Origin of the sequence: Streptomyces sp. NPDC001568 (assembly GCF_042893755.1) — a bacterium.
Taxonomy (GTDB): domain Bacteria; phylum Actinomycetota; class Actinomycetes; order Streptomycetales; family Streptomycetaceae; genus Streptomyces.
On sequence record NZ_JBIAVF010000033.1, the window covers coordinates 18,797 to 36,612 of the forward strand.

The following is a 17,816-nucleotide window of genomic DNA, read 5'->3' on the forward strand; positions in this document are numbered from 1 at the left end:
GGCCGGGTCAACCCGCAGGTGGACAGCCGGGCGTTATGGGTTCGTACAGGCCGCCGTCCGCGCTGCGGGTCGTCATTCCTGCGGGGTGGCGGAGTGTTGACTTCGCATTGGAGGGTGGCGGAGGTGGGTCAGTCCCTGCTTGATCCGGTGGGCGCACAGGGTGGGGGATTCCTGTTGCAGGGCGGCGACCTCCTGGAGGGTCTTGCCCTGGTAGAAGGCGAGCTGGAGGGCGGTTCGCTCGGGGGCGGGGAGGTGTTCGAGAGCCCGTTCCGTGGCTGCCTGTTCGCCGTGTTTTTCGGGATGCGTGCGGGCTGTGGAGCCAGCCCTCTCGCCGGATCGATCCTTCGTCCGGTCGGATGTGGGGGAGTGGGAGCGGATTCGTTCGACGGCGCGCCGGTGGGCGAGGGCGCACACCCAGGCTGCAGGCGATGCCTTGGAGGGGTCGTGGTGGCCCGCGGTGGTCCATACCTCCGTCCAGGTCGCGACGGTGGTCTCTTCGGTGGCTGCGGTGTTCTCACCGAGTATGCGGGACACCATTCCGTAGACGGTGGCGCCGAGTGCGTCGTACAGGTCGGCGAACGCGGCCCGATCGCCTGCGCAGGTCCGCGCCATCAGATCCTCTAGGTCGCCCCGCTCTGCTCCGGGGTCGGTGGAGGTGTCATTCACGGCTGTCATCCTGCCGGATCTGCGGAGCCTGCGGACGGGCCCGGCCGGGCCCGCGGCGCGTCTTCGGATCCTTCCCGCCCCTTTCCGTGGCTGCTGGCCCGTCTTCGCCGGGCTGCGGCTGCGCGCGCGGATAGTGCCCGAAGTTGTTCGGATTTGCCGCTGGAGGCGCCCTCATTGTGGGTTGGAAGGCGAATAAGTGGACAGCTCAGAGATATGGGACGAAAGGCATATTCCGTGAGGGGGGATCCTCGGGCCGGTACGCAGTACCGGGCTGGCCGCGCAGCTGCCGCGATCACGCTCGGGCTCACCGCGCTCCTGCTGTGCCTGGCATTGGTGTTCTGCCTCACCTACGGCTGTGTTGGCCTGTTCACGCACGACTGGGCGTAGGAGTCGGCCGCTGCCGACCTCCCGAACTGAGGCGGCTCAGCAGGCCACCAGCCTGAACAGCGAACCTAACGCAGGGTGCCGCCCCGTCCTGCGCCCTGCTCGCGCCGCCCGCCCTCCGCGCTCCCTCCGCCCGCGCGCTGCGCTGGCTGCCCGGCCGCCCCGCCCCGCGTTCTGCGCCCCGTCCGCGGTGCTGCCGGGGTGGTCTGCGTTGGCCCGGGTTGCCGTTGTGACGGTTCGACGATGTGCCGTCGATAGCTCTGTGACCTGTGGTTTGTTGTGTGCTGGCGGTGCTCCTGGTGGTGCTCGTCCTCCTGGCCGTGCTGGCTGTCTGCTCCGCGCGGTCGACGTGGCCGTGTTCGGCCGGCCTGTCCTGCGCCCCGCCCGCGCCTCCGCCCTGCCCCCGCCTCCGCCCGGCATCATGATCGCAAACTGTGTGCAGATGACTACGCAAAGTGCACGATGAGTCGTCGGCTGCTCTTGGCATCGGCGAGGGCGTCGACGAGTTCGTCGTGGTGCATGCCGGGGCGGCTGCGGATGTCGGCCTTCGTCGCCTCTTGTAACAGCTCGGCCTTGGTCAGAGACGCAGGCACCCTTCGCGTGGGGAGCAACCTCGGCCTGGTCGGCGGCGGCCCGGACGCCGATCACTGCAACGTGGCGGCTGCACCGCCCCTGTCGGCTGCGAGTCCTGATGGCCGATCCGATCGCCCCGGACCGCATGCCCAGGGTGCGGGCCGGACTCGGGGCGATAGACGGCATCGAGAAGCTCGACCTCCGAGCACACCTGGCTGCCGGGGGGCGACGTTTCATAGGTGGTCCCCTGCGCAACACGCCGTCCACCTGACGCCCCCGCAGGTCGTCGTGTTTCACGAGTCGTTTCGTTCTGCATGTCTGTTGAAACAGACCCGTACAACAGTCCGGGTGAGTTCTAAGCTTGTGCTTTAAGGGTCGGGCCGCGCCGGTGGCGACGTGTGGCAGCAGAACGCCAACTGCCGCGAGTAAATCCGATGGCACTGGCAGCCTTCCGGCGACAAGACTGCACCGGTGAACACCCTGCCACCGCCGCCCGACCCGCTCCTCCTGCCGGTGCGGGACCCGCGCGTCCGCGATCTTGTTCTCGACTACACGGACATGCACGCCCTGGTTGCCGACCTGGTTCTGCCCGGCGGCGCGTCGATGTACGTCATGAGCGCGATGGAAACCTCTCGCGAGCTCATCCGGCACTCGTACTACCGGTACGAGTTCGCCACCGTCGCCGTTACGCATTCCCTGTTCGCCCTGGAGCACGTCCTCTCTGAGCGTCTGGCCGCGAACGAACCGCTCCACGTGCTCATCGAGCGGGCCGCCGACGCAGGACTCATCACGGCCGGACTCGCCGCTGAACTCGACCGCAGCCGACTGCTCCGCGACAAGCTCACACAGGGTGCCCAGTCAAGTGCCGCCCTCCGTCCGCTCGGGGCCGTCGCCCTGGTGCGGGCCGTCTTCGATGCCATCTCCCTGCTCCTTCGCCCACCGCCCGCGGCGAAGGCGGCAGCCGCCGGTCTGGGCGGAGACCAGCCCGAAGGCGGACTCGCCCAACTGTGTGAGGACCACCTGCGCGCGCTGTTCCCCGACGGCTTCCGCGGCATCGACTTCGACGGTGTGGACCTGGTCCTCCTTGACGCGGACGTCGCCGGCCTCGTGCAGAGAGAGCTGAAGGGCGGACTCGACGACGGTGGCATCGCCTACCTCTGGGGCTGCATCGCCGACCTCGACAAGATCATTCCCCTGATCAACGAGGAGTACTGCGCCTTCTACTTCACGAAACTTCGGACAATGGCCCAGGAAGCAGCAGCGCCCTATATACCCACTGCGACCTGACCGCCGAGGTCTCCCAAGTCCTCGTCAGGGGCTGGCTCGGTCGCGTTCGATGATGGTCTCGGGTCGTCTGGCGGTTTTGCCCACGTCGTAGCGGGTGGCGGGCCCCTTGTTCTTCGAGCCGAGGGGTCTGCCGGTGCCGGGCCGCGATGGTTTCGGCGCACGGGCCGGACAGGGCAAGGCCGGACGGAGGTTCCTGAACCCCCGGCGGACCCGGGCCGGGGTGAGCCTGTTCGGTTGGGCCAGCAGTTCCCAGGGCCGCCGGACGTCTTCGGCGAGTGGCCGGGCAAGCCGCAACTGGGTGTGCGCGACGATGATCAGCCACGTCCACAGGTCTGCGGCTTGTGGGGTTCGGAGCTTGGGCCGGGTCCAGCCGAGCGTCTCTTGATCATCCGGAAGGTGTGTTCCAGGTCGAAACGCCGCAGGAACGCCTGCCAGCGCAGATCCACGTCGGAGCCGGTCGGTCATACCGGTGGCGGAGGACCCGGCCCGCAACGCGATGCCGGGCATCGTCACCCGGGTGGTCCTCGACGATGTCACCGCGCAGGCGGAGATCCAGGCCGGCCCCCACCGCGTGGTCTCCCTACTGACCCACGAGGCCGTCGAGGAGCTCGGGCTGGCGCCCGGCGTTGAGGCCACCGCCCGGGTCAAGTCCACCGACGTCCACATCGATGTCGGCTGACCTCCTGCCCAACCGGGACTACTTGGTGGCGGTGGCCCTGCGCAGACCGTAGACGCCCGCGCCGACGGAGAGGACCGCGGCCCCGGCGACCACGCTGCTCAGGGGCAGTGCGAACCCGAGGACCGCGCAGCCGGCCAACCCGATGACGGGCACGAGCCGGTTGGGCCGGCCCTCTCCCGGGGTGAGGGTCCGGGCGGAGGCGTTGGCGATGGCGTAGTAGGCCAGGACGCCGAAGGATGAGAAGCCGATCGCGCCTCGTACGTCGGTGGTCGCCGCGAGCAGCGCGACGACGGCTCCCACGGCCAGTGCGGCACGGTGCGGAACATCGAAGCGGGGGTGGACCGTCGCCATGGCGTGCGGCAGGTGCCGGTCCCGGGCCATCGCCAGGGTCGTGCGTGAGACCCCCAGGATCAGCGCGAGGAGCGAGCCGAGCGCGGCGACCGCGCCGCCCACCCGGACGACGGGCACCAGCCAGTCGGCGCCTGCGGCCCGTGCGGCGTCCGACAGTGGGGCGGTGGCCTGTGCCAACCCGTCCGTCCCCAGCACCATCAGGACGGCGATGGCGACGAGGGTGTAGACGGCGAGGGTGATGCCGAGCGCGATCGGGATCGCGCGCGGGATGGTGCGGGCCGGGTCGCGGACCTCCTCCCCGAGGGTGGCGATGCGGGCGTAGCCGGCGAAGGCGAAGAACAGCAGGCCCGCGGCCTGGAGGATGCCGCCGACGGTGGCGTCCGTGCCGATGTCCAACCGCGCGGCGTCCGCATCGGTGGAGGTCACGGAAGTGACGACCACGGCGGCGAGGACAGCCAGGACGACCGCGACGATGACTCGGGTCAGGAGTGCGGACTTCCGTACCCCCGCGTAGTTCACCGCGGTCAGCGCCACGACCGCGGCGACGGCCACCGCGTGAGCCTGGCCGGGCCACAGGTAGGCACCGGCGGTCAGGGCCATGGCCGCGCAGGAGGCGGTCTTGCCGACGATGAACGCCCAGCCCGCCAGGTAGCCCCACAACTCGCCCAGCCGCTCACGCCCGTAGACGTAGGTGCCGCCGGACTGCGGATACAGAGCGGCCAGCCGTGCCGAGGACGTCGCGTTGCAGTAGGCGACGACGGCCGCCAGGGCCAGCGCGATCAGTAGCCCGGAACCGGCAGCTCCCGCCGCCGGGCCGAGCGCGGCGAAGATGCCCGCCCCGATCATGGACCCCAGGCCGATCACCACCGCGTCCTGCACGCCCAAACGGCGCTTCATCACGCCTGCGTCCTCTGGATCCGCCACCGTCTTCACCGCCGACTTCCTCTCGCACGGGTCTTCGAACCGGGGCACCGTAGCCGACGAACGTGTCCGACCGGGGTGGGCGTACGACACAGGTCCGCACGAGAAGGCCGCCGGCCGGTACCCGACGCGCCGCCACCACCAAGAGGTCGGCTGCCGTGCGTGGTCGGTGACCAGCCCCTCCCACCGTGAACGGGTGGTCGGGACATCACTAACATGGGGATGGCATGTAGGTGGGCTGCTGCTGTCATGGGCTGGTCGCTCCTCGGCGAAGCCCTGGAGACCGGGGATCAGGCGACAGCCTAGGGGCTGACCTGTCCTGTCGGCGGGATGATGACCTTTGCCGGCGCAGACCTGCGCCGCGAGGAGGAAAGCGCTGTCTGGCGACCGGCGGGGTCGCCGCCGGACACCCTTCGGCGCTCGCCCCCCGCTGGCACGTCTTCGCACTTCGGCTGCGCAACACCGAGCCGGCCATCGCGGGTTGGGGTGGACGACCCACCACCCACGCTTCGTTGCTGGGTATCGGCCCTTTCGACGTGGGCTCGCCGCCTTTCAGGGAATCGAAAGGACGGTTCGTAACCGTGGACATCTCCACCGTGGCTGATCACGTGGATCGAGCTATGCTTTTCTAATGCAGCTCGGTGGCAGTGGTCCAGAGACGCGAGCATTCGCATGGGCGGACGCAGAGTACCGGCGGCGCAACGGCGGGACGCCGATCCCGGCTTATCGCACCTCGGGGCCGCCCTACTGGAGCATCGGTCGCCTGGACTCGCAGGTCGGCGAGATCGATGCTTTCACCTATGAGGAGGCATCCGCACTCCTCAACGAGGCAATGAAGGCCGCCCATCTCCCCAAGCCGCCACCAGGACTCTTTGTCCTGGTGCCCTCGGCCCGAAACCGGCGAGATAAGGCAGCCAGCGTTCCTTGGTGGAAGCGCATCTTCGACGACTCGGCCGCAGGGCCACCGCCAGTAACTGTGCCAATCGCCGACATTTACCCGCGAGCCGTGCCGATCTGGCGTGACCCGGCCAGGGACACCGCTCCTGTCTACGAGAAGCCGATCCAGACCCTTGCCGACCTAGTGGCACTCCAACCGACTTCTCTACCGGCGCAGACGGTATCCGGTGGTGGCGCCTACGGTGAGATCCGCAACCAAATGCTGCACCTGGGAAACGAATACGCTATCGCATTGAGATCGGGCTTTCAGCCTCAAGTCGCGCTGAACATCGCTATCCAGGCGCGCAATGGCGTGATTAGGGACGGTGGCTCCAAGGTCCTCATCGGGGCCTGGAACGAGGAGATCCGCCAGTTGCTGTGGCTGACACGCCGTATGCCCTGACTGGCTGACCAGATTGAAGTTCGGATGTCGGTGGGGCGGGCCACACGCCGGGCCGTGCCCACACCTTCTGTCCGTCGCCGGCTTTCGGGGGTGAACAAACCGGTGAGGTCAGGTCCGCGGGGGCGGCGTGTGCTGCGGGCGGGGAGACCGGTGACGCTCCGAACGTAGACCACCTCTGGTGCTGGAAGCGTTGGGCGTGGTGAAAATCGCGACGGCCCGGGCAGCTGGGTGATTTGACGTACACAGGGACCACGGACGTGGCGACGGTGCGGGGTGGGTGCAAGGACCTGGAGGCTGCCGTCATCGCCGCAGCGACCGTGGCCGCCCCGCTGGTGGCCGTTCTGATCGCGGTCCACGTGCGCCGTCGCTGACGGTGCGGGCGCTGGCCCTGGGAGTGCTGGACACAGCGCCCCCACACGGCACGACAGGTGGCCGACCGGCGCGGGCCGCTTCCACCAACGGCCCGCGCCGCCGCGCGTGCGGCACCACCGTGCCGATGTTCATACGTACGGGTGAAAGATGATGTGCGCGCATTTGACGCCGTTCGATCTCGCGGGGCCGTCACCACTTCACGGTGACGGCCCCGCCGTGTTGCACCCCCGAGCCCGGCCTTGCTGGCCCGTCCGTCAGGCGTTCATCGGGTGTCGGTGGAAGTGCTCACGTTCGGCTCGTGGTTCTCGTCCGGGGTGTTGGAGTCGGTGGGTTCCGAGGTCGCGGTGCCGACGTCGGTGGTGTTGTCGTGGGGCTGCGGGACGTTGTGCCGGCGGTCGGCGCCGCGGCGGCTGTTCCAGGCGCCGTAGAGCTGGGTGAGCCCGACGGCGACGATGATGAGGGAGGCGGCGGGGACGCCGAACGCGAGGAGAACGGCGCCGAGGACGAGAACGGCGATGAAGGCGATTAGGTCGAGCCGGTCGTGGTGACGGGTGGTCGGAATGGGCATGACTTCCTCCGGGAGCCGGGGCCGGTCCGTGTGACGGGCTGCGACGCTTGCTCCAGTGCAAGGCAGGTGGGGGTGTTGCCGGGAGGGCCGCAACGTTGACGTCGCAGGTGGCAGCGTTGTTGCCGGCCACGCAACGCCCACCGAGGGGTCGCAGGAGGGGGACATCAATGTCGGTGGGACGTGGGGGAGCGGGAGACCTGAACCCGCTGAAGGAGGAACTGCCCGAGCCGGTCAAGGCGTTCGCGAGCGAGCTGCGGGTGCTGTTCCAGGGGCTTCCCGACACGAGCCTGCGCTCCTACGCCTCCAGGCACAATCTGGACGCCTCCACCGTCTCGCGCTACCTCTCCGGGGAACGGATCCCCCAGTGGCGATTCGTCGTCAGGCTGCTGGAGCAGAACGCGACCGCCCGCCACAGCGACATCCAGGACGGCGTGCTGGAACACCTGCGCACGCTCTACGACGCGGCGGCCAAGTTCATCAGGAGCGGCAAGGACGTACACCTCCTGCGTGACGCGTTCGCCGCTGCGGAGGCCGAGCGCGAAGCGGCCCGGGTACACGAAAAGGTCCTGATCGAGGCCCTGCGCCGACGCGAGGAGAGAATCTGCGAGCTGACCGGCAGACTGGTCCTGGAACAAGCCCAACACCAACAGGATCGCCTCGCACACAAGAGCGAACTGGAGGCCAGGGACCAGGAGATCCACTCCCTACGCGCCACCGTCACCCAACTGCGCTCGGAGATCGCCCTCCTCAACACCAGACTCGCGCAGGCCCGCAGCCGGATTGCCGAAGCCGAGCAGCACACCGAAGACGTCGAGGAAGCGCTCACCAAGGCCGAGGAAACATACGAACGCTCACCCGAGGCCCAGAACCCGCCCGGGACCATCGCTGTCCTCGACCCGGCGCCCCCGTCACCCCCGGCGCGCACGGCGGAGCAGATGCAGACGCTGCAGGCCGGCCTGCGGGCCATAGACGACCTCATCGACAAGGCGAACGCAACCGAGCGGATGGATCACCGGACGGGCGTCGCCCGCTCCAGTCTGACCGCGCTCCTGGAGCGTCCGGTCCAGGACCCCGCCCCGGACGAGGACCTGGACCGCCTGATCGAGCTCCTTCTGAAGGCGATGGGTCCGGAGGAGGAGGCGACCTCCAAGAGCTACCGCTTGTCCGGCTTGGTGGGCCGGCGCCCCTACCCAGCGGCTCAGGCGGATTTCAACGCTTCCGCCTTCTGTCTGATGCTGGCCGAGCTGTATAGAGCACGAGGCCACCGCGACGAGCGGCAGAAGCTGCTCGTCAGGGCGCAGGAACACTTCAGCCGCGGCTACCCCTCCTTCATGGGGAAACCGTCCGCGACGGGCAGAACCCACTACCGGACAGGAACCGTCAGCTACGTCAGCTCCGAGGACAAGACGCGCCACGCGCTCCAGGTCGAGAGAGTGAAGGACGCCTTCAACGCCTGCCAACAACACCTCAGGGCACTCCCACGAAGCTGACCCACCTCCAACGGCCCGCCGACGGGGCCGGACGGGAAGGCCCTACGGGTGTCTCCCACCACCCGGCGCCTACCGGCGCCGACCCGACGTGGACCTACCCGGCAAGTCGTAGCCATGCCGTGACGGTGCCCGGGCCGCCCCGACACGGACTTGGACGTCGGCCCGCTCCTTTCGAACGCTCCGGGGCCAGTACGACCGGACCGCACCTCGGCCCCGCCGAAATATTGAATGAGCTCCCGTCGGGTGATCAGGTGCTGACGTCCCGCAGCGACTTGCGGGGCCAACCCACCCCCGTCGCCACCTGCTGCCGACCCCGGGACGCAAGCCCCCCCGGCCGGTCCACTTTCCACCCTCACCGCATGCCGGGCCCCGGCATGCCAGACGAAGCGAACCGCCCCCGTGTCCTCGCTCGCTGTGGCAGTCCTGCGGCTCCTGGTCCTCGTGACGCCGCTCCTGGCGGGTGGTATCGGTTACGTCGTTCACCGTCACGCGACCCTGAAGGTGCCGATCACTGCGGCCGGGCTGGCCGTCGCCCTGGTCGTCGCCTGCCCGGGTCTCATCGGTGCCCTCTAAACGGAGCTTGCCCACCCTCTGTGTTGACGGGCTGTAGCGACGCCGCGAGCCGAGCCCATCAAGGTCGGTTGAGGGGGAACGCGCTTATGCCTCCGTTGCTCGGAATCGGCAGGCGGGCAACCCTTGCCGGGTTAGGCAGGCCTCCGCGCATCCCGCAGGCTGGTTTGCCCAGCCGGCTCGTGGCCGCGGCGTGGATGACGCACCGGCCGTGTGTATCACGAGGTCCGGCCGGGAGGCCGGGATGGGTTCCGCGGGAGCTGCGTCGTCGGTGAGGCGGGCGCGGGTGTGAGGGGATAGGAGCCGGTCGGGGTGTATTGACCGAATGCCTCACTCGGAAGCCGTGTGTACGTGCTTGGGAGAGGGGTGGGCTTGCGGCTGCCGACGTGTGCTCGGTTCGAGTGCTGGTGCCGGGACTTGCAGGTCCCCGAAAGTCGGCTGGTCGAGGAACTCAAAAAACCCTTCGCTCTTTCGGACAGCTGAGCGATACCGCCTCCCTGGGGGTGGAGGGTCTTCTTCCTCGTTGGGCCCCTGAAGGCCCCCGGACACTAACTGATCGTTTCAGAATGAGGTTCGGAGTCGGCGTAAGCAGATGATGCTGCAGGCGAGTTGGAGGAGACCGAGGTGGAGGTCGGCTCGTATCTCGTAACGGATCCGGAGCCGCCGTTTGAACTGGTGGAGCCAGGCGAAGGTTCGCTCGACGACCCAGCGGGTCTTGGCCAGGCCGGATCCGTGAGGTTTGCCTCGGCGTGCAATCTTGGGTGTGATCCCTCGGGTCCGGATCTGACGCCGGTACTTGTCGAAGTCGTAGCCGCGGTCCGCGAAGAGTCGGCGGGGCCGGTGCCGCGGTCGTCCTCGAAGCCCGCGGATGCGGGGCATCGCGTCGAGCAGAGGCATGAGCTGGGTGACATCGTGCCTGTTTCCGCTGGTCAGGGAGACGACGAGCGGGGTTCCGTGGCGGTCGACGATGAGGTGGTGCTTGCTCCCCGGGCGGGCCCGGTCGACCGGCGAAGGTCCGGTGTGAGCCCCCCTTTGAGAGCTCTGACGTGCGAGGCATCGATCGAAGCGTCATCCATGTCCAGCAGCCCGGCGGCCCGCAGCTCGGCCAGGAGGACTTCGTGGAGGCGGGCTCCGGAGCATCCCCCCGCACCGCGGCCACCGCGTGCGAGAGGCCAAGACCCGGTGGCGGACCCGGAACGCCGGCCACCACAGAAACGATCAGGCAACCCCCGGGTCACCCGAGACCGCCCCCCTTTTTTCTCCGCTCTGCCTGCGGGATGCTCCGAGCGGCCGGGAGACAGCGGCCCCCACGTAGGCGTGCGGCTGATCTTCCCCCGTCTGGGCTTCGGCTCACCGCCGGCTCCGCGGCAGGCACTGCTTCCGCCCCCGGTCCGGCGGCCGCCACCCGGCCGTCTACCACCAGCAGGCCGCGCTCACACGGAAGTCGGGCCGGGGCAGTCGAACACGCCCGCGTGGTGGGTGGCGCAGGCCGCGACGACCGCCGGGCTGCGGGGCTGGGAATGCGTGGCCGCGCTCCAGGTGGAGTACTCGTTGCTGGCCCGTACCGTGGAGGGCGAGCAGTTCGGCGCCGCCCGTGCGTTCGGGCTGGGCGTCACCTCCTGGAGCCCGCTCGCCTCGGGAGTCCTGTCGGGGAAGTACTCCCGCACTCGCACCACCGCCCCGGGCTCCGGGCGCGCCGGCTACGCGGCCCCGCTGCTGACCGAGGACACGTTCGTACTCCTGGACGTGCTGGAACGCATCGCACAGGACCTGGGTTCGACGGTCGCGGCCGTCGCCCTGGCGTGGGTGCGCCAGCAGGACCCCGTCACCTCGGTGCTGGTCGGAGCTCGGACCCTCGACCAATTGGAGAACAACCTGGCATCGGCGGCCGTGACCCTGGACCCTCCCCAACTCGCCGAGTTGGGTGCACTGACCACGCCGGAACTCAACTATCCGCACCCGTTCACCGAAGGGGTCGGGGTCGGCTTCCTGCAAGGTGACGCCACGGTCAATGGTGTCACGTCAGTGGCGTTCCGCCGGTCCTGATGCAAGCGCCGCCATCGAGGAGCCGAGGAGGGCGAGGGTGTCGGCGTCCGTGCTGCCCGGCTCGGCAGTGCCGATCAAGAGGTGCTGACCGGGCGTGCTCTCGACGTCGAAGGACTGGTACGTGAGGGTGAACCGGCCCACCGCGGGGTGGTTGAAAGTCTTGGGCCTGAGGCCGAATGAACTGACGCCGTGACTTCGCCACATCTGCTCGAACTCGTCGCTGCTACTGCGCAGTTCCTTGATCGTGGCGGCCATCCGGGAATCGTCCGGATGGTGTCCGGCAGCCAGGCGCAGGGCTTCGACCGAGCATTTCGCGACGCTGTGCCAGTTCGCGTAGAGCCCTCGGGCCGCGGGGTCCAGGAAGAGGGAACGCAGTACTTGGCGGCGGTCGGCGAGTGGCGAGAGGAGGGCATCGGCCAGGGCATTGGCCGCGAGCACTTCGAGGCGGCGGTTGATGACGTAGGCGACCGCGGTGGGGAAGGACTCCATGAGCTGGAGCAGAGCCGGGTCCACTTCGTCCGACTCGTCGGCGGCCTCGGCCGCCGGCAGGAGGCCGGCGAGGCGGTAGGCGTGCCAGTGGGCGTCGGCGTTCAGGCGCAGTGCCCGCGAGAGGGCGTCGATGACCTGGCCGGAGGGTTTGCGTTCGCGCCCCTGCTCGAGCCGCGTGTAGTAGTCGGCGCTGACTCCGGCCAGCACGGCGACCTCCTCGCGCCGGAGCCCCGCGACCCTGCGGTGCCCGTAGGTCGCAAGGCCCACTTCTGCGGGCTTCAGACGGGAGCGCCGCGCTTGCAGGAATTCGCCGAGTTCGTACCCGCTCATGGCTCGATCGTACGCGGCGCCTTCCTGGGAGTGGCGCACCCAGGAAGCTCCGCCCTGCCTGCCCCGGGCGATCACCTCCAGGATCAGAGCCTGGGTGGACGAGCACCCGGTCCGGCCCTCCGCCGGCTTCATCGAAGGGGTTCTCATGACCGTCCCGTCCATTTCTGCAGGCAAGGTCGTACTGATCACCGGGGCGAGCAGCGGTATCGGTGAGGCGACGGCCCGGCGGCTGGCCGCGTCGGGGCACCGGGTGATGCTGGGAGCCCGACGTACGGACCGTATCGGCGCCCTCGCCGAGGACATCCGCGACAGCGGCGGGCAGGCCGACCACCAGGAACTGGACGTGACCAGCCTGGCCAGCATGCAGGCCTTCGCCGAGGCCGCGCAGGACCGGTTCGGACGGGTGGAGGTCCTGGTCAACAACGCGGGCGTGATGCCGCTCTCCCCGCTGGCCGCGCTCAAGGTCGACGAGTGGAACCGCATGATCGACGTGAACGTACGCGGTGTGCTGCACGGCATCGCCGCCGTGCTCCCCGTCATGCGCGCACAGGCCTCCGGCCACATCGTGAACATCGCCTCCGTCTCGGGGCACCGCGTCGACCCGACAGCCGCCGTCTACAGCGCGACCAAGTTCGCGGTCCGGGCCCTGTCCGAGGGTCTGCGGCAGGAGAGCCGCGACCTGAGGGTGACCGTGATCAGCCCCGGGCTGACCAGGAGCGAGCTGGCCGAGGGCATCACCGACACGGCGGTGCGCGAGGCCACCAAGGACATGCTGAAGATCGCGATGCCGGCTGACGCCATCGGCGCGGCGATCGACTACGCGATCAGCCAGCCCGTCGAGGTCGACGTCAGCGAGATCATCGTGCGACCCACCGCCCAGGGCTGAGCCGACGGACCACAGAGACACGTCGTACGGAGACACGTCATGGTGACGAAGCAGCAGGTGGATGCGTGGGTCGAGGGGTACGTGCGGGCCTGGACCTCCAACAGCCGCAAGGACATCGTCGCCCTCTTCACCCCGGAGGCCGAGTACCACGAGTGGCCGTACGAGACGCACTGGATCGGCCGTGAGGCGATCGTCGAGGGGTGGCGCGGCCGCGCCGGCTGGCAGGAAGGGGGCTGGGAATTCGAGTGGTCCCTCCTCGCGGTCAACGGGGACACCGCGGCCATCGAGGGCACCGGGCGCTATACGGAGCTGGGGACCTTCGCCAACCTGTGGACCGTCACCTTCGACAGCCACGGCAAGTGTGCGGTGTTCCGCATGTGGAACAACGAGGTCTGACACCCACCACGCCAAACGGAAACGTACGTTTGCGTCACACCTCCTCCGGTGCTAGCTTCATGGTGAAACGAAAGCGATCGTTTCTCTTTGATGTGGCGGGTCTTCCTGCGGATGTCGCGGGGAATCCCGCACGACGAGGAGGCGTCATGCCTGCGTCGCCCAGCCCCACTCCCCTCCCGCCGCACACGGACGTCCTGATCGTCGGCGCGGGTCCCGTGGGGCTGACCCTGGCCGCGAGCCTGCGGCAGCTGGGCGTGGACCACGTCCTCATCGACCGCGCCACCGGCGTGCAGACCGGCAGCAGAGCGGCAGCGCTCCAGCCCCGCGCACTCGAATACCTGGAGCGGATCGGCGTCACGGCAGAAATCGTGGCGGCGGGCGAGCGCGGGCGCGGCTTTCGCGTCCACGACCGGGAGCACACTCTGCTGCACGCTTCCTACGGCGAGCTGGACACGCCCTACCCCTACGTCCTGCTCGCCTCCCAGCAGACGACGGAGGAACATCTGCTCCGGCGCCTGGGCGAGCTGGGTGGCGGGGTGCAACGCGGTCACAGGTTCCTCGGCTTCACGCCCGACTTTCCCGGGGTCTCCGCCGTGATCGCCGATCCGGACGGCCTATTGCGATCGGTCTCCGCGCACTATCTGGTGGGCTGCGACGGTCTGCACAGCGCCGTGCGGACGGCTGCCGGGATCGGTTTTCCCGGAGAGGCGCCGGAGCAGTTGTTCACCCTGGCCGACGTCCGCCTGGACGCCGGTGCGAGTGGCCTGGGGGAGGACGACACCACCTTCTTCCTCTCCTCCGCCGGGATGCTGCTCCTCTCTCCGTTCGCCGACGGGCAGCACCGCATCGTGACTCCCGCCGCGCCGGGGTCGGCCGCACCCCGCGCCGTAGACATCGAGCGGCTGATCTCCGAACGCGGGCCTCGGGCGGGGCGCATCCGCGTGGCGGAGGTGCTGAACACGTCCGCGTACCGCGTCCAGGAACGGGTCGCCGAGCGGTTCCGGGCCGGTCCGGTCTTCCTGGCCGGGGACGCCGCGCACACCCATAGCCCGGCCGGCGGGCAGGGCATGAACACCGGCATCCAGGACGCCGGGAACCTCGCCTGGAAGCTGCACGCCGTCCTGACCGGCGCGGCCCCCGCCGAACTGCTGGACAGCTACCACGACGAGCGGCACCCGGTCGCATCCGAACTGGTCGCCTTCACCAGCCAGTTCGCCAAGATCGCCACCCTCCGGGACCCGGCCGCCGGGCAGCGCCGCAACAACCTCCTCGCCGCAGCCGCGGCCACCTCGGGGATCGTCGACTGGGTCGCCGCCAAACTCGCCCAGCTCGACATCAGTTACGCGCGGGAACCCAACCACGACTCCCCGCAGGTGGGGGACCGGGTCTCGCCCCTGGCAGTCCCGCAGGCGGGCCTGCGCTGGACGCTTGCCCTGCCCGGCCGGAGCGATCCGAACGACGGGCGGCAGCGGGAGGGCGTCCTGTCCGTGTGCCACGTACCCGAACTGCGCACCCCCTTGCTGGTCCGCCCCGACGGCTACCTCGCCGCCCACGGAGTACCGGCCGAACCAGCCGAGGTACTCAGCCAACTGGCCCAGCACCTGCCGCTGCCCCTGCCCGTTCCGTCCACCCGATGACCCGGCTGTTCAAAGGAGACAAGGACATGTCGACTTCTGCTTCCGCCCCCACCCTCATCCGCAACGTCGCCGTCTTCGACGGCACCAAGCTCCACACACCCCGGGACGTCCTCATCGACGGCCCCGTGATCACCGCCGTCGGCCCCGCCCTCGGCACACCGTCCGGAGCAACCGTCGTCGACGGCAGCGGCCGCACCCTGCTGCCCGGGCTGATCGACGCCCACACCCACACCAGCGACACCGAACAGCTGCGGCGGGCACTCCTCTTCGGGATCACCACCGAACTCGACATGGGCGGCACGCCCTCGGTCGCCCGCGCGGTACGGGACGCCGCGCGCGAGCGCGACGACCTGGCCGACCTGCGCATCGCGACCACCGGAGCCACCACCCCCGGCGGCCACCCCAGCCAGCTGGTCGAACTCGGCCTGATGGCCCCCTTCCCCACGGTCACCGGCCCCAAGGACGCCGACGCGTTCGTCGCGGCACGCGTGGCCGACGGGGCGGACCACCTCAAGATCTTCATCGAGGACGGCACCGCGATCGGGACACCGATGCCCGTCCTGTCCCCCGAGACGATCCGCGCGTTGGTCCGGGCCGCACACGAACGCGGGCTGCGCACCGCCGCCCACACCCTCACCCGCCAGGCAGCCCGCCTCGCGATCGACAGCGGCGTCGACGGCCTCGCCCACGCCCCCGCCGACGGTCCCTCCGACGACGCCCTCGTCGAAGACGCCGCTGCCCGGGGCATGTTCGTCGTCCCCACACTGACCTCGCTGACCGGCACCACCGACAGCCCGGCCGAGTACGCCCTCATCGACGACCCCCGGTTGCGGCCCTACGCCGACCCCCAGTGGCTCAAGGAGATCGAGCGCATGCGGACCGAAGGCCCGGGCGAAGGCGAGGTGCGGGTGGGACCGGTCTCGGTCGACGCCCGGTACGCAGCCGACGTCGCAGTGCGGATGTTCCGGGCCGGGGTGCCCCTGCTGGCCGGCACCGACGGCACGGGCGGCGCCGGCCACCCCACCACGCACGGCATCAGCTACCACGGCGAGCTCGCCCTCCTCGTCGCGGCCGGACTCACCCCGGCCCAGGCCCTCACGGCCGCAACCGCCGCCCCCGCCGACGCCTTCGGCCTCCACGACCGCGGGCGCGTCGCCGCCGGGCTCCGCGCCGACCTCCTGCTGGTCGAGGGCAACCCCCTCACCGACATCACCGCGGTACGGGACATCGCCGCCCTGTGGCGGCGCGGCGTCCCCGTCGACCGCGAGGCCGCGCTCCTCGCAGACGGGCTGGTCTGACCATTAGCACCCTGACGACCACGCCGAAGGCACCGGCCCACCAGGGCCTCCACCACCTTAAGCTGTGCGTCAGCGACCTGGAGCGCAGCGCCCTCTGGTACGGCGCCGTCCTGGGCGCCCACCGCGTGGCCGAGCTGGACCACCGCCGCCCCGACGGCACCCTGTTCTCCGTCGCCCTCGACGTCCCCCACCTGCCCTGCCGGCTGGAACTGCGCCTAGACCCGGCGACGGCCCGCGCCCTGGACGGGAACGAGCTCCTCACCCTGGCCGTCGAGGACCGCGCCGCCGTGGACGAATGGATCGCGTACCTGGACGGCCTGGGGGTCCGCCACTCACCGCCGGTCGTCGCGATGGTGGGCTGGGTGCTGGTCGTACCCGATCCGGACGGGCTGCGCCTGCGGCTCTACACGACCGAGCCGCACGGGCTCGACCGCTCGCGCGTCGAGTACGACTCCCCCTGGCTGAGCACCGGACCCTCCGACGGCGCGGCCACGGAACGACCGAGCCCCTGAGCTGGGCACGGCACGTGCTGGTCGGGTGCCCCCGAACAGGGGCGCCCCACCAGCACGTCAGCCGCTCCAGGAGGCCGATCCGAGGGAGGACAGGCCCGCGATGAGGTGCTCGGCGGACACGGGTGCCACCAGGTGGCGGCCGACGAGGAGACCCGGCATGAGGGTCATCAGCACCGTCGCGATCCCCCGGGGATCGGCATCCGCGGGGACCTGGCCCTCCTCGCACCAGCGCCGGGCCAGCTCCTCCAGCTGTCCGTGCACGCCGAGGTAGAAGTCCCGGGTGCGTTCCTCCAGGCCCGGCCTGCGCAGGGCCTCCCCCCACGACTGGATGGCGATCCGCGTGAGGTCGTACTCCGACTGGGCGTCCCGGCCTTGGACCTCACCCACCATCGCGGCAATCACCTGCGCCGGTGACGCGGTGGGACGCCGGGCCAGCAGTCCGACGAACAGGCTCCGCACGAGGGCCATGGCCTCGTCCGCGGCGGCGTCGATGAGGTCGTCCTTGCTGCGGAAGTACCGGTAGACGGCGCTGGAGGACATGCCGGTCGCGGCGATCACGTCGTCCATGGACGTGGCGTGGAAGCCGTTGGCGGAGAAGCAGGTCCAGGCGCTGGTGAGGATGTGACGGCGCCGCTCTTCCCGGCGCTCGTCCGTCAGGCGAGGCATCCCCCCACCCTAAACGAGAACGATGGTTTCCGTTCTGGGCGCGCACCGAGCTAGAGAGCTACGGGGCGCACAGTTCGCCCAGTTCGTTGACGTCCCGCTGGAGAGCCTGGGTGCCGGGGCTGCCCCAGGGGTGGCTGTTGAGGAAGCGCTGGGCTGCTGCGCGCACCTCCTGCCAGCCGTTGGCGTTCGTCGGGGCACCGGCGTTGTTCAGGTCCGCCTTGGTCCGGGCCACCACCTCGCGGCAGGTGGCCAGAGGGGCCGCACCGGCCGGGGTGGACGCTCCGAGGAGCGTGGTGACGCCGAGGGTGGCGGTCACCAGGGCAGCCGAGACGACGGGCTTGAAGGACTTCATGACT

Annotated in this window: 17 protein-coding genes and 2 pseudogenes; 11 read left to right on the forward strand and 8 right to left on the reverse strand. The window is 69.8% G+C overall.

Annotated features, from left to right (window positions below):
* Positions 1-72: 72 nt before the first annotated feature.
* Positions 73-666, reverse strand: coding sequence for a sigma-70 family RNA polymerase sigma factor (locus tag ACFY0I_RS38430; protein WP_388904357.1), 594 nt, complete (start codon positions 664-666; stop codon positions 73-75).
* 1,428 nt (positions 667-2,094) lie between these two features.
* On the opposite strand from ACFY0I_RS38430, the gene ACFY0I_RS38435 reads away from it, so the two are divergent.
* Complete coding sequence (locus ACFY0I_RS38435) at positions 2,095-2,910, forward strand: hypothetical protein (RefSeq protein WP_388904358.1); 816 nt, start codon at positions 2,095-2,097, stop codon at positions 2,908-2,910.
* Between the two features lie 24 nt (positions 2,911-2,934).
* Here the strand turns inward: ACFY0I_RS38435 and ACFY0I_RS38440 are convergent.
* A pseudogene (locus ACFY0I_RS38440) lies at positions 2,935-3,362 on the reverse strand (transposase); the annotation flags it as partial.
* A gap of 17 nt (positions 3,363-3,379) precedes the next feature.
* On the opposite strand from ACFY0I_RS38440, the pseudogene ACFY0I_RS38445 reads away from it, so the two are divergent.
* A pseudogene (locus ACFY0I_RS38445) lies at positions 3,380-3,589 on the forward strand (molybdopterin-binding protein); the annotation flags it as partial.
* 18 nt (positions 3,590-3,607) lie between these two features.
* Here the strand turns inward: ACFY0I_RS38445 and ACFY0I_RS38450 are convergent.
* On the reverse strand, positions 3,608-4,837 hold the full coding sequence (locus ACFY0I_RS38450) for an APC family permease (protein WP_388904359.1): 1,230 nt from the start codon (positions 4,835-4,837) through the stop codon (positions 3,608-3,610).
* Between the two features lie 655 nt (positions 4,838-5,492).
* Here ACFY0I_RS38450 and ACFY0I_RS38455 point away from each other — a divergent pair.
* Complete coding sequence (locus tag ACFY0I_RS38455; protein WP_388904360.1) at positions 5,493-6,200, forward strand: hypothetical protein; 708 nt, start codon at positions 5,493-5,495, stop codon at positions 6,198-6,200.
* Between the two features lie 634 nt (positions 6,201-6,834).
* On the opposite strand, the gene ACFY0I_RS38460 is transcribed toward ACFY0I_RS38455, so the two are convergent.
* The gene (locus ACFY0I_RS38460) at positions 6,835-7,140 is read right to left on the reverse strand and encodes a hypothetical protein (protein WP_388904362.1); all 306 of its coding nucleotides are present in this window, start codon (positions 7,138-7,140) and stop codon (positions 6,835-6,837) included.
* 167 nt (positions 7,141-7,307) lie between these two features.
* Here ACFY0I_RS38460 and ACFY0I_RS38465 point away from each other — a divergent pair, with 167 nt between their 5' ends.
* Both ACFY0I_RS38465 and ACFY0I_RS38470 read left to right on the forward strand, forming a co-directional pair.
* The gene (locus tag ACFY0I_RS38465) at positions 7,308-8,630 is read left to right on the forward strand and encodes a hypothetical protein (RefSeq protein ID WP_388904363.1); all 1,323 of its coding nucleotides are present in this window, start codon (positions 7,308-7,310) and stop codon (positions 8,628-8,630) included.
* 399 nt (positions 8,631-9,029) lie between these two features.
* Positions 9,030-9,203 (forward strand): hypothetical protein, encoded by a 174-nt coding sequence (locus ACFY0I_RS38470; RefSeq protein ID WP_388904365.1) that lies wholly within the window; start codon positions 9,030-9,032, stop codon positions 9,201-9,203.
* A 558-nt stretch (positions 9,204-9,761) separates the two neighbouring features.
* On the opposite strand, the gene ACFY0I_RS38475 is transcribed toward ACFY0I_RS38470, so the two are convergent.
* Positions 9,762-10,528, reverse strand: a protein-coding gene (locus tag ACFY0I_RS38475; RefSeq protein ID WP_388904401.1) for an IS5 family transposase whose coding sequence is annotated in 2 segments (ribosomal slippage) — positions 9,762-10,234 and positions 10,234-10,528 — 768 coding nt in all. Because the reading frame shifts where the segments join, the coding sequence is not laid out codon by codon here.
* Here ACFY0I_RS38475 and ACFY0I_RS38480 point away from each other — a divergent pair.
* The gene (locus ACFY0I_RS38480; RefSeq protein ID WP_388904367.1) at positions 10,518-11,246 is read left to right on the forward strand and encodes an aldo/keto reductase; all 729 of its coding nucleotides are present in this window, start codon (positions 10,518-10,520) and stop codon (positions 11,244-11,246) included. The two genes, ACFY0I_RS38475 and ACFY0I_RS38480, sit on opposite strands and share 11 nt — an antisense overlap.
* Here the strand turns inward: ACFY0I_RS38480 and ACFY0I_RS38485 are convergent.
* The gene (locus ACFY0I_RS38485; RefSeq protein ID WP_388904368.1) at positions 11,223-12,065 is read right to left on the reverse strand and encodes a helix-turn-helix domain-containing protein; all 843 of its coding nucleotides are present in this window, start codon (positions 12,063-12,065) and stop codon (positions 11,223-11,225) included. The two genes, ACFY0I_RS38480 and ACFY0I_RS38485, sit on opposite strands and share 24 nt — an antisense overlap.
* A 145-nt stretch (positions 12,066-12,210) precedes the next feature.
* Between ACFY0I_RS38485 and ACFY0I_RS38490 the strand changes: the two genes are divergently transcribed.
* The 5 genes from ACFY0I_RS38490 (at position 12,211) to ACFY0I_RS38510 (ending at position 16,794) form a co-directional block, all read left to right on the forward strand.
* Positions 12,211-12,951 (forward strand): SDR family oxidoreductase, encoded by a 741-nt coding sequence (locus tag ACFY0I_RS38490; RefSeq protein ID WP_388904403.1) that lies wholly within the window; start codon positions 12,211-12,213, stop codon positions 12,949-12,951.
* A gap of 39 nt (positions 12,952-12,990) precedes the next feature.
* The gene (locus tag ACFY0I_RS38495) at positions 12,991-13,347 is read left to right on the forward strand and encodes a nuclear transport factor 2 family protein (RefSeq protein WP_388904369.1); all 357 of its coding nucleotides are present in this window, start codon (positions 12,991-12,993) and stop codon (positions 13,345-13,347) included.
* Positions 13,348-13,493: 146 nt separating this feature from the next.
* Positions 13,494-14,984 (forward strand): FAD-dependent monooxygenase, encoded by a 1,491-nt coding sequence (locus ACFY0I_RS38500; RefSeq protein ID WP_388904370.1) that lies wholly within the window; start codon positions 13,494-13,496, stop codon positions 14,982-14,984.
* Positions 14,985-15,010: 26 nt separating this feature from the next.
* Positions 15,011-16,282 (forward strand): amidohydrolase family protein, encoded by a 1,272-nt coding sequence (locus ACFY0I_RS38505; protein WP_388904371.1) that lies wholly within the window; start codon positions 15,011-15,013, stop codon positions 16,280-16,282.
* Positions 16,222-16,794 (forward strand): VOC family protein, encoded by a 573-nt coding sequence (locus ACFY0I_RS38510; RefSeq protein WP_388904372.1) that lies wholly within the window; start codon positions 16,222-16,224, stop codon positions 16,792-16,794. The genes ACFY0I_RS38505 and ACFY0I_RS38510 overlap by 61 nt, the downstream gene beginning before the upstream one ends.
* Before the next feature lie 57 nt (positions 16,795-16,851).
* Here the strand turns inward: ACFY0I_RS38510 and ACFY0I_RS38515 are convergent, their stop codons facing one another.
* Positions 16,852-17,460 (reverse strand): TetR/AcrR family transcriptional regulator, encoded by a 609-nt coding sequence (locus tag ACFY0I_RS38515; protein WP_388904373.1) that lies wholly within the window; start codon positions 17,458-17,460, stop codon positions 16,852-16,854.
* A 58-nt stretch (positions 17,461-17,518) separates the two neighbouring features.
* The gene (locus tag ACFY0I_RS38520; protein ID WP_388904375.1) at positions 17,519-17,812 is read right to left on the reverse strand and encodes a hypothetical protein; all 294 of its coding nucleotides are present in this window, start codon (positions 17,810-17,812) and stop codon (positions 17,519-17,521) included.
* Positions 17,813-17,816 lie beyond the last annotated feature (4 nt).